Here is a 22,716-nt window from a genome sequence, read left to right as displayed (position 1 = left end):
GGAGGCGCTGGAGCGCTCCGGACTGGACCCCCGCTCGCTGGTCCTGGAGATCACCGAGAGTACCCTGATGCAGGGGACCGCGGAGGCGCTCGGTCAATTGGGTGAGCTCAAGACCCGGGGGGTGCGCCTGGCGATCGACGATTTCGGGGTCGGCTATTCCTCGCTCGCCTATCTGCATCGGTTCCCGATGGATATTCTAAAATTGGACAAGTCATTCGTCGACCACCTCGGCAATGGCCACCACGATGCGCCGCTCACCCGTGCCATCGTCGCCATCAGCGCGATGCTGAATCTGGAGACGGTCGCGGAGGGGGTGGAGCTGGCATGCCAGGAGGCGGAACTGCTGCGCCTGGGCTGCCCATACGTGCAGGGCTATCTCTATTCCCGACCACTCGACGCCGCGGCCCTGAGTTCACAGTGGATCGCGAACCGTCAGGACCCCTATAAGGGCGGCGGCGCGCGGGGGCGCTGAATCTGGAGTCGCCAATTCTTCTCTTAAGACTGAATGGCCGCGGTGTGGTTTAGGGGTCACAGAGCAACTGCTCAAACCCCTCCAGCGGCATTGGCCGACCAAACAGATAGCCCTGATAGGCCTGGCAGCCCAGACGGGCGAGCAATTCCCGCTGGCGTTGGGTTTCCACCCCTTCGGCGATGACGGCGATGCCCATCGTCCGACCGAGTCCGATGATGGTCTGGGCGATGGCCACGGTGCTGGGGTCCACCAACAGGTCGTGCACAAACGATTGGTCGATCTTCAACTGGTCCAGCGGCAGGCGCTTGAGGTAGGCGAGCGACGAATACCCGGTGCCAAAATCGTCCAGCACAAAACTCAGACCCTGCTCCTTCAGGGCTGACATCTTGGCGCTGATTTCCTCGATGTTGTTAAGCAGCAGGCTCTCGGTCAGCTCCAGCTTGAGCCGTCGGGGATTGGCTCCGGTGCGCTTGACCGTTTCCAGCACCTGCTCGACGAAATCGGCGCGATGGAATTGGTGGGCGCTGACATTGACGGCCAGTGACAGGAGCGCGCTTTCCGGTCGTGCCGCCCAGGCGGCCAATTGCCGGCAGGCAGTGTCCAGGACCCACTGCCCGAGCGGCAGGATGAACCCCGTTTCTTCGCTGAATGGGATAAACTCGGTCGGCCGGATCAGGCCGCGGGCCGGGCATTGCCAGCGCACCAGTGCCTCGGCCCCGGTGAGCCGGCCGCCACTGTCGACTTGGGGTTGGTATAAGAGTCGAAACTCTTGCTTGTGCAAAGCCTTGCGCAGGTCACTCATCAGCGCGGCCCGCAGGGTGACGGTCTCCTGCATCTGTGGATCGAAGAAGCGCAAGGTATTGCGCCCTGCCGCCTTGGCCCCGTACAAGGCCAGATCGGCCTGCTTCATCAGCGTCTCCACGCTGTTTCCCTGGCTGGGGAACAGCGTGATACCGATGCTCACACTACCTACATATTCATGCTCTTTGAGGCGGTAGACCCGGTTGAGTGCAGCCAGGATCTTCTCGCCGACGGCCTCGGCCTGATTGGCGGCCGCCTCAAGCTGCGGACTGAGATCCTCCAGCATCACCACGAACTCGTCTCCCCCCAGGCGGGCGGCGGTATCGTTTTCGCGGATCGCGTGCGTCAACCGCTCGGCCACCTGCTGCAACAGCAGGTCGCCCATGTCGTGACCCAGCGTGTCGTTGAGTGTCTTGAAATGGTCCAGATCGAGGAACAACAAGGCCCCGGCGCGCTGGTGGCGGGGGCTTGATACCGTCGCCTGCTGCAGCCGATCGAGCAGCAGTCGCCGGTTGGGTAGTTTGGTCAATGAGTCATAGCAGGCGAGATGCAGGATCTTGGCCTCCGCCGCTTTGCGCTGGGTCATATCAGTCTGGGCACCGACATAATGGGTCACTTGTCCCGTGCCATCCGTCACGGCGGAAATGGTGACCCATACCGCATACACTTCGCCGTCTTTACGCTGGTTCCAGAGCTCCCCTTGCCAGTGCCCCGTGGCGAGCAGGTGACGCCACATCTGCGCATAGAAGTCGACAGAATGGCGGCCCGACTTGATCAGGCGTGGTGTTTGCCCAACGGCCTCTTGCGCCGAATACCCGGTGGTCCGGGTGAAGGCCTGATTGACGCGCAGTATCACGCCCTGCGCATCGGTAATGATCATGCCCTGCTGGGACTCGAAGGCGGTGGCGGCGACGCGTAATTCGGTCTCAGCGCGCTCCAGTTCGCTCATATCCGCGTCCATGCAGAACAGCACGGGGTCCTGGCCCGGGACGGTGACGATGGTATGGCTGGAATACACCGATACCCGATGCCCGTCCTTGTGCCGCAGGGTCAGGCGCCCGGGCGGGATGCCCTGGCCATTGTCGAACATCCAGCGGACCCCCATTTCGACGGCCTGGCGCATGTCATGCGGGATGATCAGGTCCAGCAGATTGCCCCCCAGGGCCTCCTGCGCGGTATAGCCATAGACCTTTTCCGAGGCGCGATTCCAGTAGACCACGGTGCCGTCCGGAACGTATCCCTGGATCGCCATGGCATCCGCCTCGTCGAACAATTTCTGGAAGCGCGCTTCATTGACCTCGCGCGACGGTTTGCCCCCCCAGATGACTGGGCCAGCCGGCTGTTCAGACATGATGGCTCTCGCGGTCTGATGATCCGATAACGATGGCGCTGCTATCATACCCGGATGACAGCGCCGCCGTAGCGTGCCTGGGCTCGGTCTGGTCAGGGTTCGTGCAAACGATGGGGGCTTGCGTGGCCCCAGGCAAGACCGGGCAGTGCGGTGGTTCCGACTGGTCGCGGCTTTGCCGTGAAAGTCAGGCCGGGCCCCGGTGGGAGCGGCTTCAGCCGCGACGCGACCTGGCACGCGGCCGTGGCCTCGTCGCGGCTGAAGCCGCTCCCACGGGCGATTTTCGTCTTGCGGGGCGGCGCGGGCGCCATGGCCGTTAGCCGGGCCGCACCCTGTTCGCATGCTCGCGCTGGGTTGACATCCCCGAACCGTTCGGCTTCCATGGCCAGGAACTGGGAATCGGCCGGCGCTTTGCCTGCCATCGCGTGGACTCGGCCATTGGGGACTGCTATCGATGACGGACACACGGATCGCCACCCTTTGCCCCGGCTGCTTCGCCGCCCCGGGTCGGGCCGGACCCTGTCTGCGGTGCGGCTATGACGAAGGGGCCGAGCGCAGCGGTTTTCTTTTGCCCCACAGTACCTTGCTGCACGGCCAATACCTGGTCGGTCGGGTGCTCGGCAGGCCGGGCGGGTTCGGTATTACCTATCTGGGTTGGGACCAGCGTTTCGCGACCCGGGTCGCTATCAAGGAATACCTGCCCCGCGAGTGGGCGGGGCGCGCCGCCGACGGGATCACCGTCACGCCCCACTGCCGAGATGATGAGGGCGGGTTCTTTCAATATGGACTGGAGCGCTTCCTAACCGAAGCCCAAACGCTGGACCGGATCGATCATCCCAACGTGGTGCGGGTGCGCAGCTTCTTCCCGGCCAATGGGACTGCCTATCTGGTCATGCGCTACTACCCGGGTCGCTCGCTCGCCGAGCACTTGGCAGAGCGGGGCGGACGGCTGCCGGAAGGGGAGGCTCGCCAACTGATTCTGCCCATCCTCGAGGGCTTGAGTGCAGTTCACGCCGAGGGCTTCCTACACCGCGACATCAAGCCCGATAACATCTACCTGGCCCAGATCGCTGGCGGCGGGTCACGTCCCCTCCTGCTGGACTTTGGCGCCGCCCGTTATGGCATGGGCGTACATGCTCGTACCGTGATCTACAGCCGGGGCTATTCAGCCCCCGAGCAGCATCACGAGGAGGGCAATCAAGGTGCCTGGACCGACATCTATGCCACCGCCGCTGTCCTCTATCACCTGGTGACCGGCAAGGCGCCGGTCGGAGACAAGCTGAGGCCGGCCGCCGACTTCGGCGTATCCAAGCCGCTCAGCGATCTGCTGGCGGCGGGTCTGGCGATTCAACCCAAGGATCGGCCGCAGACGGTCGCCGCCTTTCAGACCAGGCTGACGCGGTGCGTTCCGCCGGAACCGGGACGCGCCCGGCCGCGCTGGTTCTGGCCGGCGGTGGTCACACCCGTCCTTGGGCTGGTCGGACTGGGCGTCTCGTACCCGTATCACGCGGGTGGTCCGGTGGCCCCAGTTCAGCCGTCGGCCGACGACCGCCGCCATGCGTCGGCCCAGGCGCAGCCTCAGGCAGACGCGGCCGACGCGGCCCGCGCGGCGCAGCGGCTCAAGGACGCTGATGACCGGGCCTTTGCCGCCGCGCGCACGGCGGACACCGACCCCGCCTATCGCGCCTATCTCGATGCCTGTACGGCCGACGGCTGCGCGCACCGGGTCCAGGCCGAGCAACGGATCGCTGACCTGGCGCAGGCGCGGCGTGCCGCGGATCTCAACGACTACGCGGCAGCGGCCAAGCAGGATACCGCGGACGCCTATCGTGCCTATCTGGCGGGCTGCTCCGCCAAGGGCTGCGCCAAGGGCGACGAGGCCCGGGCCAGTCTGGAGCGCATCGCCAAAGCGGAGCGCGACCGGCAGGCGGCCATCGTCCCGGCGATGGTGCGCATCGGCGCCGGCAGCTTCTCCATGGGCTGCCAGCCGGGCGAGACGGAGTGTGACGACGACGAGAAGCCGGCCCATTCGGTCAAGGTGGCCGCCTTTGAGCTGGGCAAGACGGAGGTGACCATGGCGCAGTTCCGCGCCTTCGTGGCGGCCAATCCCGGTTACCTGACCGAGGCGGAAAAGGGCGATGGCTGCTATGGATGGAAAGACAACTCCTGGGTCAAGGACAAGGCGTTTTCCTGGCGCAACGTTGGCTTTGCGCAGGAGGATCGCTCGCCGGTGGTCTGTGTCTCCTGGAACGATGCCAAGGACTATGTGGCCTGGTTGAGCAAACAGACCGGTCAGACCTTCCGCCTGCCCACTGAGGCCGAATGGGAGTACGCCGCCCGTGCCGGGACCCAGACCGCCTTCAGCACCGGCAACTGTATCAAGACCGACCAGGCCAACTACAACGGTAACTACGACTATGCCGACTGCGGTGCCAAGACCGGGGTCTATCTGAAAAAGACCCAGCCGGTCGGCAGTTATCCGGCCAATCCCTGGGGTCTGTACGACCTGCACGGAAATGTCTGGGAGTGGGTGCAGGACTGTTATCATGCGAACTACACCGGTGCGCCGAAAGACGGAGAAGAATGGCGTGATTCTTGCATCGAGAGTGGGCGGCGCGTGCTGCGCGGCGGTTCCTGGTTCAGCCACCCGAGGAACCTCCGCTCCGCCTACCGCGTCTGGGACGGCACCGGCAACCGGGACTACGATCTCGGTTTCCGCGTGGCCAGGACGCTTACCCCTTAATCCTTTACTTCTTTACCTCTTGAAAAGTTGACAGAAATGGCTGCTGGGGACGCTCTGGTTTGGTGTGGGGGGTTCCAAGGGGGGCAGCGCCCCCCTTGGTCGATTTTTTTTTGACTCCTGATGCCCGATAACGCCCGGCGCACCGGTGGCGCCCTGGAGTCGCACTGGTCGAAAGACACCACGCGGTGGACATTCGTCGATCCCGAGTGCTCAGGCGATTTCAGGAAAACCTGGTACCGACCACGGTCAGAGCGCAGCGAGCACCCCGTTCCAGCCGATCTTGCGGACCGACCCCAACGGGGTCGAACATACCAGCCCAGGGCAACGCCCTGGGTATGTGGTATATGAGGGGGCTCAGCCCTGAAAGGGCGTGACATAACGGCGCAGTTTCGTATGTCACGCCCCTTCAGGGCTAGGCCGACGATATGTCACTAACCCAGGGCGCTGCCCTGGGCTGGTATGTCTTGCCCCTTCGGGGCTTAGGTTGCTGGCAAGCGGAATCCAGGTCTTGGCTGCAACACACTGATTCCGCGTCTGTCTGCGAGGTCGCCCCCGGATTCCGCTGCGGCTGCATCCGGGCTATATCTGGTACGTTCCGAATACTTTCACAGTCTCACTGGGGTGCGGCGCTCCCAGTGGTCGGACTTATGACCGAGGCATAGCGGCGAGGCGCGCGATCTGCGGCCGCGGACGCTGTCGCGCTTGCCAAACGTCATAGGCCATCTGCTGCTCGAGCCAGAGTTCGGCGCGCCCGCCGCGTTCGGCGCCGAGCCATGCCTCAAGGCGCAGGGCCATGTCGGGCGAGATGGCCGCGCGCCCGTTGAGCACGCGCGACAGGGCCGTGCGGGTCACACCGAGGTGCCGGGCGGACTCGGTGACGGTGAGCCCGAGCGCCGGCAACACGTCGTCCCGCAGGGTCTCTCCGGGGTGGGGCGGGTTGTGCATGTCGCTCATGATGGTTGCCTAGTGATAATCCTGGTAATCGACAAGGATTGCGTCTGCGCCCTCGAAAACGAAGGTCAGACGCCAGTTAGCGCTGACCCAGACTGCCCAGTGTCCGGTCAGGTCCGCCGAGAGCGGATGCAGCTTCCAGCCGGGCAGGTTCATATCTTGCGGGGACGCGGCAGCGTCCAGGCGTGCCAACTGCCGCCGGAGTTTCGGCGCATGGGCGGCCTGGATACCCGCCTTCGATCCAGTCTCGAAGAAGCGCTGAAGCCCTTTGTGCCTGAATTGCTTAATCACGAGGCCAAGTGTATAGCGTCGCTACACTACCGGCAAGTGCCCCCCGCCAGGTTCGCAGAGGGAACCCAGCGCCTCAGGGTCGCCCAAGCTCCAGTGCATCGCCGACCCGAATGGCGCGCCGCGCGGCCTCGCCGCCGTTGATCTCCAGGATGTAACGGATCGCGCTGGATTCGCTTGGGTAGGTCGGGCAGACCGGTTGCCGGCAGGGTGGGGCGTCGGCCACGACCTGCCGCAGCACACCATTGCCATCGAAATACAGCAGGTCCAGCGGGATCAGGGTGTTCTTCATCCAAAACACGGCCCGGCCGGGCGGCTGGAGGATGAACAGCATCCCCTGGTCAGCCGGCAGGCGTTGGCGGAACATCAGGCCGCGGGTCAGTTCTTCTGGCGTCTGTGCCAACTCCACCCGAAAGGTCGCGGTGCCGACGCGGACTTTGGCGTGGTCGGCGGCGCTGAGCCCCTGGACCAGTGTTAAACCCAGGAGCAGGGCGAGCAGTGCCGTGATGTGCGGCGGTCGTCGTTGGCGCTCGCGGCTTTGTAGGCTGGGTAGAGCGGAGCGAAACCCAGCAATCAACGCCTTGGCGAAGCGCTGACGATGGGTTTCGCTGCGCTCAACCCATCCTACGGGAATAGCTCGTAGCGGTGTCACGCGGGTGGTAGGCAATGGTGTAGCAGCAATCATGATCAGCGCCTCTGTTTTGCCGGTACTGGATTAGTGCTGGCAGCTCGGGCAATAGAAACTGGAGCGCTGGCCGATACGCCGTTCCTGTAGCCGCGTGCCGCAGTTCAGGCAGGGCTGGCCGGTGCGTCCATAGACCCGCAGCGAGCGGGCGAAATAGCCGGGGTTGCCGTCCTCCTGCACGAAGTTGCGCAGCGTGGTGCCGCCCTGGACGATGGAGGCGTTGAGCACGGTGCGGATGGTCTCGGCCAGGCGCTGGTAGCGCACCGCCGCGACGCGGTGACAGGCGCGCGCCGGGTGGATGCCGGCCAGAAACAGTGACTCGCTGGCATAGATGTTCCCGACCCCGACCACCACCGCGGCGTCCATGACGAATGACTTGACCGCCACCCGCCGCCCGCGGCTCGCACGGTACAGGTGGTCCCCGTCGAAGTCGTCTTCCAGCGGCTCGGGCCCCAGGTCGCACAGCAGTGGGTGCCGGCTCACCGCCACGGCCGGCGGGTCGGGCGTCCAGATCATGAGGCCGAAGCGGCGCGGGTCGTGAAAACGCAAGGCGCGGCCGTCGGTGAGGACCAGATCCACATGGTCATGCTTCATGGGCGGGGCCTGCGCGGCCACCACCCGCAGGCTCCCGGACATCCCCAGGTGCAGGATCAGGCTGCCGCCGGCGACCTCCATCAGCAGATACTTGGCGCGCCGGGAGAGCGGCCCAATCAAGGCACCGGCCAGGCGTGCGGGCAGGTCCGGGGGGATCGGCAGGCGCAGGCGGGGATCGCGCACCACCATCGCCTCGATCCGCTGCCCCGCGAGGTGGGGGCGGATGCCGCGTAGCGTGGTCTCGACCTCCGGGAGTTCGGGCACCCTAATACCGCCGCAGTGAGGGTGTGATCTCGGCCTTGGGAACCTTGCGTGGCGGCGCGGCGCCGTCCCCGGCGGGTGGCTCCTGCCCCTCCTGGGGTGCGAAGGGGTCCACGCCGAACCCGGCCGGCGGGGCCTTGTAGGGCTCGACGCCGAACCCGGCCGGCGGCGCTTGACCCGGCGGTGGCTGGTCGGGCGAGCCGCCGCCCGGGCGCTGGTCCGGACTGAGGCGGACCACCGGTGGGGCGCCCGGGTCTGGCGCCGCGATAGCGGGGAGTTCGGCGGACGGCGCGAAGGGGTCGGCGGTCGCGGTGGGCGTCGTCGGGGGCACCGCAGGTTTGGTCGGTGCGCGGGCGGGCGGCGCGACAGGTCGTGGCACTGCGGCGCTCGGGGGCAGACCTGGTGGGCCGGGGTCGACGGCACTGGGGTCCAGCTCCAGCAGCAGGCTGTCGCTCAGGACATAGCGCAATTTGAGATCCAGTCGGGTCCAGTGCCGTCGGTCTGCGGAGACGACGAAGCGCAGCAGCGCGCCGTCCCCGAACTTGACCTGGAGCGGTTCACCGCTGAGCTCTTCGGTCATGGGTTCGACCCGCTCCGCCGTGAGTCCCGTCAAGTTTTTCAGTGAGTTAGCTGATAGCGGTACCCCGTTGAGTGTGGCATAGCTCGGTGACTGCCCGCGGGGCAGGAGTTTGCGCGAGTAATAGTCGATAGGCGGCGCGATAAGTCGGGGGTAGACGCTGTCCTCGATCAGATGCACCAGCCCATCCGCGGGTGCATAGACATAGCGGCGGCTTCCCAGTGGATCGAGGCCGCCGAAGCCGAGCCGCAGGTTGTCAAGCGTGAGGCGCAGCCGGGCCGGGTCCAGTCCCAATTCACGCAGTGCGGCGGACTGGGCCGGGAAGCTGCGCTGCACCGGGGCGGTGAGTACGCCGAGCAGCCGCTCGACCTGACCCGGCTCCGCGTCCAGGTCCACGGGCTCGCGCAGCCGCCAGCCGTCCTGGGTGCGCTCCAGTTGGATGCGGGGTTCGCCGTCGCGTTCCACCTCAATGAGTCGCAGTTCCGCCGCGACGATCCCGGTCAGGGTCTGGGGCGGGTCCGCGACGGTGAGGACATGATGGATGGTGAGCCCCAGCCCCAGCAGCATCAGCAATAAGATCAGATTGGCGATCCAGCGTGCAGCCATGGTTCAACCCCGCGCGCGCGTCCAGCGCATCGTCAGACCCGCCATGAGGAAGAGCCCGGGCAACAGGATCAGCGACCCCAGCCCCAGCAGTAGGCGCCGGGTCCGGTTCAGGACCAGGCCCGCGGCCGGGCCGGGGTTTGGGGGCAGGGCAAACAGCGATTCCTCGCCGCTCACCCAACGCAGCAGCTTGAGTCCCAGTGCGCGGTTGCCGTAGGCGTTGATCTGGGCGTTGCTCACGAAGTCCCCATCGCCGACGATCAGCACCCGCTGGACCTGACCTTCAGTCCCCACTGGTCGGGTCAGGGCCAGGACCACCGGGAGTGGGCCGGCCTGCTCGCCGACCACCTCGTCGCGGTCGATGTTGCCCTCGATACGTCCGGTCTCATTCCAGCTCCCCGCGCCGGTGCTCAAGAACCCGGTCAGCGTCCAGCCGGGGGCGGTGCGGGTTTGGAAGGCGACCGCCCCGGGTAGCAGGGCCGCCGCCTTGAGGCCGGCCCCTAAGGGGTCGTCCGGGTAGTCGGCGATGACGGCCATCGCCGCGGTGTTGGATTCGAACTCGGCCGCCTTGGGGTCGACCACGACGCCCGGCAGCAGGCCGATCCCGAGCAGGTCCGTCAGCGTCTCGAGTCCGTTCATTGGACCCGGGTCCAGGAGCCATACCAGATTGCCGCCCCGGTCCAGATATTGGGCGAGCCGGTCCGCCTCCTTGGGGAAGAGTGCGATCTCCGGGTTGGTGATCAGGGCCAACTGGGTGTTCGTCGGCACGTCCGCCACGCTCGTGAGATCGAGGTTGCGCAGCAGGAAACCGCGGTCCTTCAGTTCCTGGCCAAAGCGCCCCAGGTCGCGGGGTCCATCGCCATTGATCCGGCGCTCGCCGTGACCCTCCAGCACCGCTACCCAGGGTGCCCGGGTGGTGTTGAGGCGCGCGATGGCGGCGGTGAGTGCACGCTCGCCGACCTCGTTCAGGGTCTCACGCCGTCCCCGGTATTCCAGCATGATCTGGCCGGCCCGGGAGACCTTGGCGTCCCGCGCCTGTTCCGGGAAGCGCTGCGGGTCCACGAAGCGGACCTTGAGGTCAGGCGCCGCGCGCCGATAGCGGGCCAGCAGGCGCTCGATGGTCTTGCCCAGGGGGTCCCGGGGGTTGATGAACACGGTGGCGCGCAGCGGTGAGTCCAGACGCTTGAGGATCGCCGCCGACTCCGGGCTGAGTGAGTTGGCGCCCTCGCCGGTCCAGTCCCAGTAGTGCCCGTTGCGGGCGATCAACCAGCCCGCGGCGATCACACAGGCGAGCAGCAGCAGAGTGAAAAGGGTGTCCACCAGCGGCCGTTCGATGCCTCTGGCAGCCTCCACGATGGGTTTGGTCCAGCCGGTGTTCATTGATCTCACGCGAGCCGCCGGTTGGCCAGTCGCCGGTGGGTGAGGGCCAGGAAGAATCCGGTGAACAGCAGGAAGTAGGCGAGGTCACTGACGCGCACCGCCCCCAGCAGGAACCAGAAGAGGTGCTCGTTCCAGGCCAGCCAGCCGAACAGCGACAGCCCCGGGATGCTGAGATCCTGGGCGCGCCCGATGATGGAGAACAGGAGTAGTAGACCGAAGGCGGCCAGCACCGCCGCCCCCGGCTGGTCGCTCAGGCTGGCGGTGTAGAGCCCGATGGCGCCGAACATCAGGGCCGCAAGCCACAGTCCCAGGGTGGCCGCCGCGCAGAGCCCCAGGTCGAGGTGCGCGGTGCCCGCGAGCAGGGTCAGGTTCAAGGCCGGCAGCAGGCACAGTGGGGTGAGCAGGGCCGCCGTACCGAGGAATTTTCCCAGCACCACGGTGTAGAGGTGGATCGGTGCCGCCCCGATCAAGTCGAAACTCCCGTCCCGGAACTCGGCGCTCAACATGCGCATGGCGATCAGCGGGGCGGCCAGCATGGCGATCACGGCGGCGAAGCCGAACAGGTTGAGCGCCACTTCCAGCGACAGGCTCGCCACCCGCTCATCGGCCCCGAGCCCGCTGAAATCGTCCACCACCTTAAGGAAGACCCAGGCGAGCACCACTTGGGAGGCCCCGAGCAGCACCCATAGCAGTGGCGTGACCAGCCCGCCGCGCAACTCCCGGCCGGCGATGGTGAGGATCATGTCCGCTCCTCCGCCCCGATCAGGTCGAAGAAGACCCGCTCCAGGTCGCTGCGCTCGGGGGTGAGTTCCTGCAGGCCGAGCCCCGCCGCTACCAATTGCCGGGTCAGTTCCTCGGGTCCCGCGTCGGGCTTGAGGACGACACGGATGCGCTCATCCGGCAGTGAAGTCGCTGCGGCGACGCAGGCGAGCGCGGCGAGTGAGGCACAGTGCGCCGGTGCGCTCAGGCGCAGCCGCCAGATCAGGGCGCTCTGGTGGGCGGCCAGGTGGTCCCCGCGCAGCAGGCGGCCCCGGTGGAGGATCGCCACGCGGTTGCACACGGCCTGGACCTCGGGCAGGATGTGGCTGGAGAAGATAACGCCGCTGTCGCGGGAGAGTTCGCGCACCAGGTTGCGTACCTCGCGGACCTGCACCGGGTCCAGCCCCTCCGTGGGTTCGTCGAGGATCAGCAGGGGGGGGCGGTGCAGGATCGCCTGCGCGATGCCCAGGCGCTGGCGGAAGCCCTTGGACAGCTTGGCGATGGGCCGCCGGCCCAGGCCATCGAGCCCGCACCGGTGCTTGGCCTCCGCCACCGCGTCCGCCGTTTTGGCGCGCGGGACGCGGTGCAGCCGGGCGCAGAACTGGAGGTATTCGTCGAGGCGCAGATCCTGGTAGAGGGGCGGGCGTTCGGGCAAATAGCCCAGGAGCCGCTTGGCTGCGACCGGGTTGCGTGCCAGATCGATGCCGGCGATCTCCACCTGACCGCTGCTCGGGGCCAGGTTGCCGCTCAGCAGTCGCAGACAGGTGGTCTTGCCGGCGCCGTTGGGGCCCAGCAGGCCAAGCACCTCCCCCCGTGCCAGGGTCAGGTTCAGTCCGGCCAGGGCCGTATGGGGGCCGAAGCGACGGGTCAGGTCGGTTACGCGTACCAGAGTTTCCATAGATCGGGCACGATACCGACTTCGGTCGGACTTGCCAAACGCTCGTGCCGGTCCCCCCGCCCCGGTGGCACTGTGACGCTGTCATTGCACGACAGTGCTTGGCGATTCGGCCGCGGCGTGGCACCCTCCCATCTTCGTACAGCGTGAGACCGACAACACCCAAGGGGGCCATCGCGGATGCATACGGAACGGGCAGAGACTGCGCTCACCCTGAGCGCCGAGGAACGACATGAAATGATCGCCGTCGCCGCCTATTACCTGGCGGAACAGAGAGGGTTTCCTGGGGAAGGGGCGCTCGAGGACTGGATCCTCGCCGAACACCAGATCGACCGGATGGTCGAGCGCATGCACCAGGACGGCACCAATCGCCGCGCCCTGGAGCGCATGGGGCTGCGCAACGCGCTGAAGCTCTGGGGTCAGGACGAGACGGACGCGTCCTGATCGCGGTCTGACTCCGGCCCCGGGGAGCGCGGGGAGCGGCCTATTTGCGCGGCAGCTCGATCGGTAAACCTGGCTTCACGGGGCCGCTGGGCCTGGGTTCCTCGGCGGGCTTCGGCGCGGTTTTCGGCGTCGGTTTGGCCAGGAACGACGGGCCCTTGGGGCCGGCGCCGATGCCGGTGCCCAGCATGTTGACCACCTCCGCGCTCTTGCCTGGGATCTCGAAGCGCATTTCTGGCCAGATGGCGAGCCCTTTGGCCGCCGAGACGGTCCCGCTGCCGGCCTTGTCGGTGGTGGTGCCGGAGAGGGCCGTGCGCACGATCAGGTCGCTCTCCCCAGTGATGCCGGTGAGCTTGCCGGTGCCCCCGGTCAGCTTGAAGGTGCCGGTGCAGGAGCCGGGCTCACCGTCGCAGTTGTACTCGGCGTAGATGTAGTCCCCGGTCGGGCTCTCGATGGTACAGTAGCCGTGACCCTTGATGGTGTTGGCGAGGATCTCGGTGATCTGGGTGGACGGACAGGTGAAGAGGGCGGCGTCCAGGAGCCCCTGGCCGTGCTCGATGTACATGATGCCCTCAAAGGTGCCGATGAACTGGAGCTTGTCCACGGCCACCTGATAGATCTGGCCGTTGGCCTCCCAGGGGGCGAGGATCTTGGCCGTGCCCTGGTCCGCCCACAGGGGTGAGGCCAGGGTCATGCCGGTGAGGGCGAGCAGGGGGGCAAGGTTGGCCATCGGGAGCTCTAGGGCTTCACGGCCGGTGCTGGCTTCGCGGCCGGGGTTGGGGCGGCTGCTGGTGCTGGCTTTGCTCCCGGGGTCGGTGCGGCTGTTGGTGCTGGTTTTGCTCCCGGGGTCGGCGTGGCTGTCGGTGTTGGCTTTGCGGCCGCGGTCGGTGCGGGCTGGGGTGTCGCCGGGGCACCGCCGGGGGCGCCGGCATCGGCCTTGTCCATCGCCGTCACCGCCTCTTCGGGTGTTTCGGACTGGACCACCGCCAGGCACTCGGCGATGTAGTCTTCCATGTCCTCCGGGGCCACCTCCTCCTCGGCCGCCATCTTGCGGCACTCAGCGGCCGTGTCTTCGGCCAGGCTCAGGGTCGGGTAGCCGGCGGCCAGAAAAATGGCCAGTGGCAGGACAGGCAGTGAACGCTTCATGGTAGTTCTGCTCCTAACGGGATGCGAGGGATGGGGTTACCGGCGCCGGTGCTCGGAGCGCGCACGCCGGTGGCTGGTCCGCGGCAGGCCGGTCAAGCATGCTATGGTATACGGCGACGGATGATAGCCGCGCCGGCCCCATACGGTAAATCGGCGTCTGCGCGGCCGTGCAGGTAGACTTCGCGGCTGCGCCTCCAGCATACTCGTGCCCCATACCTGCCGTCGGGCCTTCGGGCGCCGTCGGCACGCCGCCACCCAACCCAATCCGTTAAGACACCGCGGTCATCCGGCCTAAGGAGTTCGTGCCTTGAGCATCGACTGGAACGCCTATCCCTGTGGGGACTTGTACGACGAGCTGGTCGCCGCTCCGGGCCAGGGTCGCAACGCCTTTGCCGGGTTCCTGGATGACCTGACGGCGCTGGGATCGGACGAACTGGTGGCCCGCCAGGAGGCCGCCGAGGTGGCGATCAAGGAGATGGGCATCACCTTTACCGTTTACTCGGAGGAGGGGGGCGCGATCGACCGCGCCTGGCCCTTCGATATCATCCCGCGGATCATCCCCAAGTCAGACTGGGACCGGGTTGAGGCGGGGCTCAAGCAGCGGGTGCAGGCGCTCAACCTCTTCATCGACGACCTCTACCACGACCAGCGCATCATCAAGGATGGGGTCTTCCCGGCCGCGGTGCTGGCCAAGTCGGCCAACTTCCGGCCCCAGTGCGTGGGGGTGAACCCGCAGCTCGGCATCTGGGCGCACATCTGCGGCTCGGACCTGGTGCGCGACGCGGACGGGACCCTCTATGTCCTGGAGGACAACCTGCGCGTCCCCTCCGGCGTGTCTTATATGCTGGAGAACCGTCTGGTGACCAAGCGGGTCTTCCCGGAGCTGTTCGAGCACTATGCCCCGCTCCCGGTGGACGACTACCCATCGCAGCTCTTCGATACCCTGGCGGCGCTCTCGCCGCGCCCCGCGGACTACCCGCAGGTGGCCGTGCTGACGCCGGGCATCTACAACTCGGCCTATTTCGAGCACGCCTATCTGGCCCAGCAGATGGGCTGCGAACTGGTAGAGGGGCGCGATCTGTTTGTGGATAAGGACGACTGTGTCTTCATGCGCACGGTGGATGGTCCCAAACGGGTGGACGTGATCTATCGGCGGGTGGACGACCTGTTCCTGGACCCGGAGGTCTTTCGCCCCGACTCCACCCTGGGGGTGCCGGGCCTGATGCGCGCCTGGACCGCCGGCACCGTGGCCCTGGCCAATGCCCCGGGGGCCGGGGTGGCGGACGATAAGGTGGTCTATGCCTTCGTGCCGCAGATTATTAAATTCTATCTCGACGCCGACCCGATACTGCCCAATGTGCCGACCTATCGCTGCATGGACCCGGAGTCCCTGGCCTACACCCTGGCCCACATGGAGCGCCTGGTGGTGAAACCGGCCAACGAGTCCGGCGGCTACGGGATGCTGATCGGTCCGGCCTCCACGCCCGCGGAGCGCGCGCAGTTCGCGCAGCTGATCCGAGCCGACCCGCGCAACTATATCTCCCAGCCGGCGCTCAAGCTCTCCACGGTGCCGACCATCGTCGGGCGGGGGCTGGAGCCCCGGCATGTGGACCTGCGTCCATTCATCCTGTCGGCGGACCGTCAGCAGGTGACCATGGGCGGGCTGACCCGCGTGGCGCTGCGCAAGGGGTCGCTGGTGGTCAATTCATCCCAGGGCGGGGGGAGTAAGGACACCTGGATCGTTCCGGATTGAGCGGTCAGTCGGCCGCTCAATCCGGACTGTATTCGTTTTGCTCTCGTGACACCGCTGCGGCGGTGTCACGCGTGTGTTGGGCGCTGTGCGCCCCGAGGCCGCCGGCCGGAGTCACGATCAAGACCGGCGGCGCGAGTTTCTACGCGGCGTTGGAGTTTCAGGCCAGCGTGATTGTTTGCTATTAGAGGGTGCTTGGGAATGCTGTCGCGCGTCGCTGAGAACATCTATTGGTTGGGCCGCCACGTTGAGCGGGCCGAGAACGCCGCCCGGGTCGTTGCGGTCAATGCCAACCTGCTCATGGACCTGCCGCGGGGCATTGCCCCCGGCTGGCGCCCGCTGGTGGACATTACCGGGGCCAATGCCCAGTTCGAGACCGACTACCAGGACTATGACGAAGACCACGTCGTGCATTTCCTGCTGGGCGATACTCGCAACCCCGGGTCCATCCTCTCCGCCTTGGAGGCTGCCCGGGAGACCTGCCGTACTATCCGCGATTTCCTCCCGCGTGAGGTCTGGGAGGTCTTAAATCAGCTTTATCTGTACGGTCGCGACGAACTCGGGCGTGGCATGACCAAGGGCGGTCGCCATGGCTATCTGAAGTCCATCATCCTGGGCGCCCAGGGGATCAATGGGCTACTCTCCGGCACCATGCTCCACGATCAGGGCTATGAGTTCCTGCACCTGGGGCGCTACCTGGAGCGGGCGGACATGACCACTCGCATCATCGACGTGCGCTCCGCCAACCTGCTGCCCCATGCGACGACCGAACTGCAACCCTATGAGACCATCCAGTGGGTCAGCGTACTCAAGTCACTGAGTGCCTATCAGGCCTACCGGCGCAGCGAGCAGGTGCGCGTGCAGCGTGAACCGGTGTTGCGCTTCCTGTTCCAGCACCAGGCATTTCCCCGCGCGGTGCGCTATTGCATCGATGGCTCCCGCCGCTGTCTGGAGACGCTGCCGCGCAATGAGGCGGCGCTGCGTGTGGCCGGCCGGTTGCGGCGCAGCCTGGAGGCGGCGGAGCCCTGGCAGCTCGATCAGCAGCAACTCCATGCCCATGTGGATGTTTTGCAGCTGGCCATCGGGGACCTGCACGCGGAGATCGCCCGGACCTGGTTCCCGCCGCCGCTGGTGCTGGACGTCGCGGCCTGAGGCCTTGATGTTGCCTGCCAGTATGACGACCGCGCGATGACCTTGCAGACGCTGTTGTTCTGGGATCAGGTCGGCCATCTGGGCGCGGCGGGTCTGATGTTGCCCCTGCTGCTCATCGTCTGCGCGTGTCTGTGGCAGACCGGCCAGCGGGCCGTTGCCGGTCGTTGGTTGCTGCTGCTCGCGGCGGGGGCGGCGCTGGTGCTGATGACCAAGCTCGTGTTCATGGTCTGGGGCATGGGGAGTGTGGCACTCGACTTCACCGGCATCAGCGGGCACACCACCCTGGCCACCGCCATCCTGCCGGTGTGGCTGGCGTGGCTGCCGGGTCGCTGGGGCGGGCGCCGCGTTCAGTGGGTCGCGCTGCTGATAGGGCTTGGCATCGGCGCCCTGGTCGGCTGGTCGCGGATCGCGGTGGGCGCGCATAGTGTGAGTGAATCGGTTGCCGGCTGGTTACTTGGGGCGGCGATCGCGACGGCCGCGTTCCACTGGTTCGATCAGCGGGTGTCGCCGCCCTTGCTAGCCAGGGGTGCTGGGCTGATGCTGCTGCTTGCACTGAGTCCGATCGCCGCGAATTGGCTCCCGACCGAGCAGTGGGAGCGGCGGATCGCCCAGGCGCTGTCGCCGACCGGGGTCGTGCATCACCGCAGCTGGCTGCGGGCGCAAGCGGGTGGCCGAAGAGTGGTGCGCAAATGAACGCAAATAAGCGAAAATGAGACAAGTATTTATTGGGTTGGCAGTTCGGGGATCTGCTACGACGGGCCTTCGCTTGTACGTTGAGCTCTTATTCCCCACGTGCAAGAGGCGTCAGCTATGTATCTGAAGTCGTTCTCGGTTACCGGATACCGCTCGTTTGCTAACCGGATTACGCTGGAAGATCTCGGGCCGGTAGTCGTCCTGTTTGGAACCAACAACGCAGGAAAGAGTAACCTGCTGCGGGCGATCGACCTATTCAGCCGGCTCCTTGGGACACCGCTTGTGCGGCTCCTCGACACAACCCCCAGGAATAGCGACGCATACTATGAAGAGTACCAACAGGATGCCTGGATGTTCAATCTTTCTGGTCCTCCGGTCATCGAATTGCATGCCGTCCTGACACCCGACAAGACCGATAGCCAATCCACCAGCTTTGGTTTCCGTATCGAGAGACAGGATGGCGCTATCGTGACCCAGTTGACCGATTGGGTTGGCTGTGATGCCGATAACTTGTTGGCGCGTTTGAGAGAGGCCGAAAGTGACTATGTTTCAGAACTCCAGTCCGAATCACCTTTCCTTCCGGGTATTGCCGATCAAATCGCTGACCGATGGCAGGCCATGTCCAGACAGTGGGATCAAGCGGTCGTCGCCCTGCGGCCAGGGATGACGATCCACCGCTCGGCTGGGCAGGAGTCGGCTGGTCGAGATCTGCGTGATCGCTTTATGGGCCTAACTCGTACCATGGACCTCGCGCGACGAAAGCGCAGTGCTTGGGCCATCGACCGCTTTGGTCACGTTGCGGTTGGCCTTCCGTTGGGCCGGTTGGAGCCGGTCGAGAATCCGCCCGACTACCCGAACGACTTCGGCTGGCTAAGCGATGTCGGTGTGCTGCCTTTGAATCAGCTTGGGTCCGGGGCGGTGGCGAGCTTTTCCCTGCTGGCCACCTTGGCGTTGGCAGAGCAACCGCTGGTGGGTCTCGAGGAACCGGAATCCCACCTCAATGCGCAGGTGCAATCGAGTCTCGCGGAGTGCCTTGCTGCGGCAATGGACGGTGATGACACGGCGAGTCAGTTTTTTATCGTGACTCACTCGCCGAATTTCGCATTACCTCATTTTGATATCCGTTTGGTTGAACAGCGTGCGAGTGGTACCGTTATTAACAAGGAGGCACCCAAGAAAATGAACGCGTTTGCGACTGCCGCACCTGCTGTTGATGACGTCACCAGAACTGTCTCACTCTTGAACTACGATGGTAGCGTGCGATTGCCGGACTATGTGTTGGATGAACTTAAGACAAGCAGCGGGCGCTTCGTATATTTCGTGCGTGCGCAGCCCGCGGGTTTTCGCATTGTGAGCGAGCCCGAGATGGCGGCGATGTTGGGGGAAGGTGAAATGTGACGCGCTTCTTCCTTGATACCAATATACTCTTCAAACAGCGCTTCGTCAGCGAGTTGTCACGCCGATGTGACGCGTGCAGCCACCGTATTTGTGTCTCGGCATTGGTTCATATGGAGCGCGTGTTCCAATTGAGACGGCAGAAAGGCGTCGACTTTGATCCTGCGTTCGTCGATTCCTACATAGCGACCCACAAAATCGAAATCGTTGCGTTTGACCGGGACGCGGCCGATCATGTGGCAAAGATTTTGGGTACGGAATTCCCCTGCGATGCAGATTGGCAACTCGCGAAATGGCTAAGATGTGCGCAGGCTGTTGGTCAGGATCGGGCACCGCCTGCCAGCCCCCGCAGCCCTGCGACCCTGGATTGGCTGATCGCTCGACATGCTGCGGGAGACAACATAGTGATCGTTTCCGATGATCGCGGTAGCGAGTTTCCGATTAGTGTGCGACGAGTTGGACAAGAAGAGGCGTTGGAAATCGCAGCGCTTGGGGAGGGCGAGACTATGATTGCGATTGCGATGGTGAACCGTAAAGGTGGCGTAGGGAAGACTACGCTAACCTTGGCGCTGGCAGATTTCCTTAATGCAATCCATGGCTTCAGGATCTTGGTGGTGGACATGGACCCCCAGTCCAACGCATCCCTCACTATGCTCGGTGAGAAGCGCTGGGTGAAATGCGACCAAGATTGTAAGACGGTCGCAGATATCTTCGCGGAGGTCCAAAAGAACGGTTCTATACCTGCTGGCTTCGGTAAGGCGCTGGTAATCTCCGGAATCGAACGCGTCAAAGGTGTATCCGGGACTCTTAGCCTGATCCCTTGTACCCCGCGCCTGCAGCAGATCGAGGAGGAGCTGATGGAAGGAGATGCGGCGTGGCGCTATGTAATGGGCAGCCCTTATTTCCTCCTGCACGCGGCCCTATCGAAGGATGTCTTTCCCTCTTTCGACTTCGTCCTGATCGATTGCCCGCCGGCATTGGGAGTGGCGACACTCAATGCGTTGACCGCGGCGAATGGATATATCATGCCGACTATCGCCGATCACGTCTCTACCATCGGCGTTAGCCAACTCGATGGACGAATCCGGGACCATAGCAAGGGCATCCGGCGTGAAATAAAACGCTACGGAACTATCGTCAATCGCTTTAAGTCTGCGACGATTCTGCATCGCACGATACTCGCGGAGATGCGCGCAAAGCCCGAGTTTCAACCCGTTTGGGATATCATTGTTCCCGATACAGTGAAGGCCGAAGAGGCATACGCCAAACACGAGGAGATCCTCACCCTGAGGGGTCGCTATGGTCAAGAATCTCACATCTACTTCCAGGCACTCGGCCAACTCGCCGAAGAATTCATCCGTAGAGTCTCATGAGCTAAGTATAGATGCGTTGGATGAAATCGTATGGGAGGTGATGCAGCGCCACCTCCCTGCAATCTGCGATGAGATCGCAATGGCACTCGGCAAGAAGGCGGTCGGTGGTGCTGCGCGGGGCCGGTGGCCGGACGTCCGAGTTGCGGCGCTGCCAAGTGCGGAGGCTTTATTTCGCGCCGCCGCGCAAGGCGGAGAAGTGGCGCTCGCGCGCGAGCTTGCGTTGCCGCGGGAGCAGTTGATCGGGATTATCGGCGCGATGGGCTTGGACCCCTCCCGGCGGGTGCGGCGATGGAAGGACGAACAGCGCATCAGGGACTATCTGATCGAAACCATCGTCGCGCGGGTCCAGCGAAACCGCTCGTTCCTAGGTGGTGAGGTCGGCGGCGATTCGCCAGAGTGATAGCGGCTAAATTCCTCCTTTAGGTTGACCCATGCTCGGCTATCGCCATGCTTTCCACGCCGGTAACTTTGCGGACGTGCTCAAGCACGCACTGCTGGTGCAACTCATCCTGGCCCTGCGGCTCAAGGACAAGCCATTCTGTGTGGTCGATACCCACGCGGGCGCTGGTCTCTATGACCTGGCGTCGGAGAGTGCACTGAAGAATCGCGAATTCGACGGCGGTATCGGCCGGCTCTGGGACGCCCCGGCGGGGCCTGAGTCGGCCCCCTATCTGGAACTGGTGCGGGCATTGAACCCGGACGGGCACCAGCGCTGGTATCCGGGCTCACCGCACCTCGCGCGTGCACTGTTGCGGCCCGGGGATAGCCTCATCCTGTGCGAGCGCCACCCTGCGGACCATCTGGTATTGCGGGCTGAATTCGCCGGAGACCCGCAGGTGGCGGTCCATTTCCGGGACGGCTACGAGGCGCCCGCGGGCCTGATGCCGCCGCCGCAGCGGCGCGGTCTGGTGCTCATGGACCCGTCCTTTGAGATGCCGGGGGAGTTCGCACGCCTGAGCGCGGCGCTCACGACCATCCAGCGGCGCTGGGCCGGGGCCGTGGTCGCCATCTGGTACCCGATTATCGAGCGCGAACCGAGCCTCGGTTTTTTGAACCGCCTCAAGGGCCTGGGCATTCCTGCCATCCTCTGTGCGGAGTTGGGGGTGTCGCCCTACCGGGGTTCTCAGGGGCTGCACGGGTCCGGGATGCTCATCGTCAATCCGCCCTGGGGCCTCACGGCGATCCTGGAGCGGTTGCTGCCCGAACTGCTGGCGCGGCTGCGCCTGGCCGGGCCGGGCGAGACGCGCCTTGAGTGGCTGGTGCCGGCGCCTTGAGCGGCGGCCGAGTGCTTAGGCGACTTGATCATGCATGCTAATCCGCGTCGACCGCCCGTGCATTATGAGACCGAATCGCCCGGGGTGGGCGAGAGCCTTCAAGCGGTGATTACGACCGTGTTGGCCGGCGGTGGCCGCCTCCACCCCGGTCTGCGTCTCGTGGAGCGCGCCGGGCAATTCTCTGCGTATTGTGATCCCATCGCCGGGGCCGGGGACCAACCGCTCTTTCGCCTGCCACGGAAGCTACTGATCCCCGTGCAGTCGGCGGTATGGGAGCAATGCAACGATGCGCTAAGGCTGAGCGTGGCGCCGGACGATTTGACACCGCTGCAGCGTGATCTGCTCAATCAGCAAGTGGCCCTCTACAACGCCGCTGGTAAAATACCTTGGGCGCTGAATCACATGACCAGCCTGGTCTTGGACGGGCAAGCGCCGCTGAGGGCGGCTTTGGAAGCGATCTGGCCGGGTTTTGCCAATCGTCCGGCCACCCCGGCGGAGGCCTTCTTGCGGACCCGCACGTTCTGCGACCGGTCGGTCACCGGAAAAGACGGCAGCGGCCAGTTATTGATGCCGCTGATTGATCTTCTCAATCACCATCACCGGGGCGCCCGGTTTCGAATGGACGACATCAACCTGGTGGTCCGCGTCGTCCAGCCGACGGTGGGGCTTGAGTGCTTTGCCATCTATGGGGGCCGTCGTGATGTGTTGGACCTGGCGCTACATTATGGTTATGCGGACCCCTGTACCCCGCTTGCCTTCTGTGCACCGCTGCGGGTGGACGTGCCAGGGCTGGGTCAGTTGCGCGTTGAGGCCCTGCGGCCCACCCTGTGCCCCAGTTCCGGCAGGCCGGTCGTGTCCGGGTAGCCGAGCCAGGTGACCTGCACCGGCGCAGGCTTCCGCGCAAACACCAGCAGGCGGTTTCCCCGGGTGTGTCCGGAGAGGTCCACCAGGATGTCGATGGCGTCCGCGGTGATCGCGGCCGCCACCTGATCGTCGGACATGCCGTGGATCGGGCGCCATTGGTCTGCGAGCGCCTGCAAGCGTTCCTTGACCCTGTCGGCACCGTAGGAATTGTCGTAACAGAAGACCTCGAACGCGCTGCGATCGCGGTGCGCGAGCACGGGCTCGAAGAAGC

General features: G+C 65.2%; 22 protein-coding genes and 1 pseudogene. 11 read left to right on the top strand and 12 right to left on the bottom strand.

What is annotated here, in order from left to right; all coding sequences use genetic code 11:
- On the top strand, window positions 1-472 hold a 472-nt coding region (locus QZY44_RS22745), incomplete at its 5' end, for an EAL domain-containing protein (RefSeq protein ID WP_295453017.1).
- 49 nt (window positions 473-521) lie between these two features.
- Here the strand turns inward: QZY44_RS22745 and QZY44_RS22740 are convergent.
- On the bottom strand, window positions 522-2,624 hold the full coding sequence (locus tag QZY44_RS22740; protein WP_295453011.1) for a bifunctional diguanylate cyclase/phosphodiesterase: 2,103 nt from the start codon (window positions 2,622-2,624) through the stop codon (window positions 522-524).
- A gap of 451 nt (window positions 2,625-3,075) precedes the next feature.
- Here QZY44_RS22740 and QZY44_RS22735 point away from each other — a divergent pair, with 451 nt between their 5' ends.
- A complete protein-coding gene (locus tag QZY44_RS22735) occupies window positions 3,076-5,364 on the top strand; it encodes a bifunctional serine/threonine-protein kinase/formylglycine-generating enzyme family protein (RefSeq protein WP_295453008.1) in 2,289 nt (762 codons plus the stop codon).
- A gap of 645 nt (window positions 5,365-6,009) precedes the next feature.
- On the opposite strand, the gene QZY44_RS22730 is transcribed toward QZY44_RS22735, so the two are convergent.
- From QZY44_RS22730 to QZY44_RS22695, 8 genes are all read right to left on the bottom strand, one after another.
- On the bottom strand, window positions 6,010-6,318 hold the full coding sequence (locus tag QZY44_RS22730; protein ID WP_295453005.1) for a HigA family addiction module antitoxin: 309 nt from the start codon (window positions 6,316-6,318) through the stop codon (window positions 6,010-6,012).
- A 9-nt stretch (window positions 6,319-6,327) separates the two neighbouring features.
- Window positions 6,328-6,606: a type II toxin-antitoxin system RelE/ParE family toxin gene (locus QZY44_RS22725; RefSeq protein WP_295453000.1), complete on the bottom strand. Its 279-nt coding sequence runs from the start codon at window positions 6,604-6,606 to the stop codon at window positions 6,328-6,330.
- Between the two features lie 73 nt (window positions 6,607-6,679).
- Entirely contained in the window at window positions 6,680-7,288 is a 609-nt protein-coding gene (locus QZY44_RS22720) for a DUF192 domain-containing protein (RefSeq protein WP_295452996.1), read from the bottom strand.
- Window positions 7,289-7,318: 30 nt separating this feature from the next.
- Entirely contained in the window at window positions 7,319-8,146 is an 828-nt protein-coding gene (mutM, locus tag QZY44_RS22715; RefSeq protein WP_295452990.1) for a bifunctional DNA-formamidopyrimidine glycosylase/DNA-(apurinic or apyrimidinic site) lyase, read from the bottom strand.
- A gap of 1 nt (window position 8,147) precedes the next feature.
- Window positions 8,148-9,326 carry a DUF4340 domain-containing protein gene (locus QZY44_RS22710; RefSeq protein WP_295452987.1) on the bottom strand — a complete coding sequence of 393 codons (1,179 nt, stop codon included), beginning with the start codon at window positions 9,324-9,326 and terminating at the stop codon, window positions 8,148-8,150.
- A 3-nt stretch (window positions 9,327-9,329) separates the two neighbouring features.
- Window positions 9,330-10,703, bottom strand: coding sequence for a GldG family protein (locus tag QZY44_RS22705; protein ID WP_295452984.1), 1,374 nt, complete (start codon window positions 10,701-10,703; stop codon window positions 9,330-9,332).
- Between the two features lie 5 nt (window positions 10,704-10,708).
- The gene (locus tag QZY44_RS22700) at window positions 10,709-11,446 is read right to left on the bottom strand and encodes an ABC transporter permease (RefSeq protein WP_295452962.1); all 738 of its coding nucleotides are present in this window, start codon (window positions 11,444-11,446) and stop codon (window positions 10,709-10,711) included.
- Window positions 11,443-12,360, bottom strand: a complete 918-nt coding sequence (locus tag QZY44_RS22695; RefSeq protein WP_295452959.1) for an ABC transporter ATP-binding protein — start codon at window positions 12,358-12,360, stop codon at window positions 11,443-11,445. The genes QZY44_RS22700 and QZY44_RS22695 overlap by 4 nt, the downstream gene beginning before the upstream one ends.
- A 177-nt stretch (window positions 12,361-12,537) precedes the next feature.
- On the opposite strand from QZY44_RS22695, the gene QZY44_RS22690 reads away from it, so the two are divergent.
- Window positions 12,538-12,801, top strand: coding sequence for a DUF2934 domain-containing protein (locus QZY44_RS22690; RefSeq protein ID WP_295452956.1), 264 nt, complete (start codon window positions 12,538-12,540; stop codon window positions 12,799-12,801).
- A 40-nt stretch (window positions 12,802-12,841) separates the two neighbouring features.
- Here the strand turns inward: QZY44_RS22690 and QZY44_RS22685 are convergent, their stop codons facing one another.
- Both QZY44_RS22685 and QZY44_RS22680 read right to left on the bottom strand, forming a co-directional pair.
- On the bottom strand, window positions 12,842-13,528 hold the full coding sequence (locus QZY44_RS22685; RefSeq protein ID WP_295452949.1) for a hypothetical protein: 687 nt from the start codon (window positions 13,526-13,528) through the stop codon (window positions 12,842-12,844).
- An 8-nt stretch (window positions 13,529-13,536) separates the two neighbouring features.
- Window positions 13,537-13,944 (bottom strand): hypothetical protein, encoded by a 408-nt coding sequence (locus tag QZY44_RS22680; RefSeq protein WP_295452946.1) that lies wholly within the window; start codon window positions 13,942-13,944, stop codon window positions 13,537-13,539.
- 307 nt (window positions 13,945-14,251) lie between these two features.
- Between QZY44_RS22680 and QZY44_RS22675 the strand changes: the two genes are divergently transcribed.
- The 8 genes from QZY44_RS22675 to QZY44_RS22640 all read left to right on the top strand — a co-directional run bounded on the left by QZY44_RS22675 (window position 14,252) and on the right by QZY44_RS22640 (window position 22,445).
- Entirely contained in the window at window positions 14,252-15,697 is a 1,446-nt protein-coding gene (locus QZY44_RS22675; RefSeq protein ID WP_295452943.1) for a circularly permuted type 2 ATP-grasp protein, read from the top strand.
- A 198-nt stretch (window positions 15,698-15,895) separates the two neighbouring features.
- On the top strand, window positions 15,896-16,846 hold the full coding sequence (locus QZY44_RS22670) for an alpha-E domain-containing protein (protein ID WP_295452940.1): 951 nt from the start codon (window positions 15,896-15,898) through the stop codon (window positions 16,844-16,846).
- 36 nt (window positions 16,847-16,882) lie between these two features.
- A complete protein-coding gene (locus QZY44_RS22665; RefSeq protein WP_295452937.1) occupies window positions 16,883-17,539 on the top strand; it encodes a phosphatase PAP2 family protein in 657 nt (218 codons plus the stop codon).
- A gap of 117 nt (window positions 17,540-17,656) precedes the next feature.
- Window positions 17,657-18,937 (top strand): ATP-binding protein, encoded by a 1,281-nt coding sequence (locus QZY44_RS22660; RefSeq protein ID WP_295452932.1) that lies wholly within the window; start codon window positions 17,657-17,659, stop codon window positions 18,935-18,937.
- Complete coding sequence (locus QZY44_RS22655) at window positions 18,934-20,307, top strand: AAA family ATPase (RefSeq protein ID WP_295452929.1); 1,374 nt, start codon at window positions 18,934-18,936, stop codon at window positions 20,305-20,307. The genes QZY44_RS22660 and QZY44_RS22655 overlap by 4 nt, the downstream gene beginning before the upstream one ends.
- Window positions 20,308-20,386: 79 nt before the next feature.
- The gene (locus QZY44_RS22650) at window positions 20,387-20,707 is read left to right on the top strand and encodes a hypothetical protein (protein ID WP_295452926.1); all 321 of its coding nucleotides are present in this window, start codon (window positions 20,387-20,389) and stop codon (window positions 20,705-20,707) included.
- A 31-nt stretch (window positions 20,708-20,738) separates the two neighbouring features.
- Window positions 20,739-21,581: a 23S rRNA (adenine(2030)-N(6))-methyltransferase RlmJ gene (gene rlmJ / locus QZY44_RS22645; RefSeq protein WP_295452923.1), complete on the top strand. Its 843-nt coding sequence runs from the start codon at window positions 20,739-20,741 to the stop codon at window positions 21,579-21,581.
- 30 nt (window positions 21,582-21,611) lie between these two features.
- Window positions 21,612-22,445, top strand: coding sequence for a hypothetical protein (locus QZY44_RS22640; RefSeq protein WP_295452917.1), 834 nt, complete (start codon window positions 21,612-21,614; stop codon window positions 22,443-22,445).
- Here QZY44_RS22640 and QZY44_RS22635 read toward each other — a convergent pair.
- Window positions 22,376-22,716: pseudogene (locus QZY44_RS22635) on the bottom strand (glycosyltransferase); the annotation flags it as partial. The gene QZY44_RS22640 and the pseudogene QZY44_RS22635 sit on opposite strands and share 70 nt — an antisense overlap.

Source organism: uncultured Thiodictyon sp. (assembly GCA_903837595.1).
Classification (GTDB): domain Bacteria; phylum Pseudomonadota; class Gammaproteobacteria; order Chromatiales; family Chromatiaceae; genus Thiodictyon.
Note: the sequence above shows the minus strand (reverse complement) of the source record. Positions and strands in the feature narration are given on the sequence as shown.

Coding starts and splice junctions, on each gene's coding strand:
- QZY44_RS22740 (WP_295453011.1), bottom strand. CDS start 2,624: ATGTCTGAACAGCCGGCTGGCCCAGTCATCTGGGGGGGCAAACCGTCG.
- QZY44_RS22735 (WP_295453008.1), top strand. CDS start 3,076: ATGACGGACACACGGATCGCCACCCTTTGCCCCGGCTGCTTCGCCGCC.
- QZY44_RS22730 (WP_295453005.1), bottom strand. CDS start 6,318: ATGAGCGACATGCACAACCCGCCCCACCCCGGAGAGACCCTGCGGGAC.
- QZY44_RS22720 (WP_295452996.1), bottom strand. CDS start 7,288: ATGATTGCTGCTACACCATTGCCTACCACCCGCGTGACACCGCTACGA.
- QZY44_RS22710 (WP_295452987.1), bottom strand. CDS start 9,326: ATGGCTGCACGCTGGATCGCCAATCTGATCTTATTGCTGATGCTGCTG.
- QZY44_RS22705 (WP_295452984.1), bottom strand. CDS start 10,703: ATGAACACCGGCTGGACCAAACCCATCGTGGAGGCTGCCAGAGGCATC.
- QZY44_RS22700 (WP_295452962.1), bottom strand. CDS start 11,446: ATGATCCTCACCATCGCCGGCCGGGAGTTGCGCGGCGGGCTGGTCACG.
- QZY44_RS22695 (WP_295452959.1), bottom strand. CDS start 12,360: ATGGAAACTCTGGTACGCGTAACCGACCTGACCCGTCGCTTCGGCCCC.
- QZY44_RS22690 (WP_295452956.1), top strand. CDS start 12,538: ATGCATACGGAACGGGCAGAGACTGCGCTCACCCTGAGCGCCGAGGAA.
- QZY44_RS22685 (WP_295452949.1), bottom strand. CDS start 13,528: ATGGCCAACCTTGCCCCCCTGCTCGCCCTCACCGGCATGACCCTGGCC.
- QZY44_RS22680 (WP_295452946.1), bottom strand. CDS start 13,944: ATGAAGCGTTCACTGCCTGTCCTGCCACTGGCCATTTTTCTGGCCGCC.
- QZY44_RS22670 (WP_295452940.1), top strand. CDS start 15,896: ATGCTGTCGCGCGTCGCTGAGAACATCTATTGGTTGGGCCGCCACGTT.
- QZY44_RS22665 (WP_295452937.1), top strand. CDS start 16,883: ATGACCTTGCAGACGCTGTTGTTCTGGGATCAGGTCGGCCATCTGGGC.
- QZY44_RS22660 (WP_295452932.1), top strand. CDS start 17,657: ATGTATCTGAAGTCGTTCTCGGTTACCGGATACCGCTCGTTTGCTAAC.
- QZY44_RS22650 (WP_295452926.1), top strand. CDS start 20,387: ATGGCACTCGGCAAGAAGGCGGTCGGTGGTGCTGCGCGGGGCCGGTGG.
- rlmJ (WP_295452923.1), top strand. CDS start 20,739: ATGCTCGGCTATCGCCATGCTTTCCACGCCGGTAACTTTGCGGACGTG.
- QZY44_RS22640 (WP_295452917.1), top strand. CDS start 21,612: ATGCATGCTAATCCGCGTCGACCGCCCGTGCATTATGAGACCGAATCG.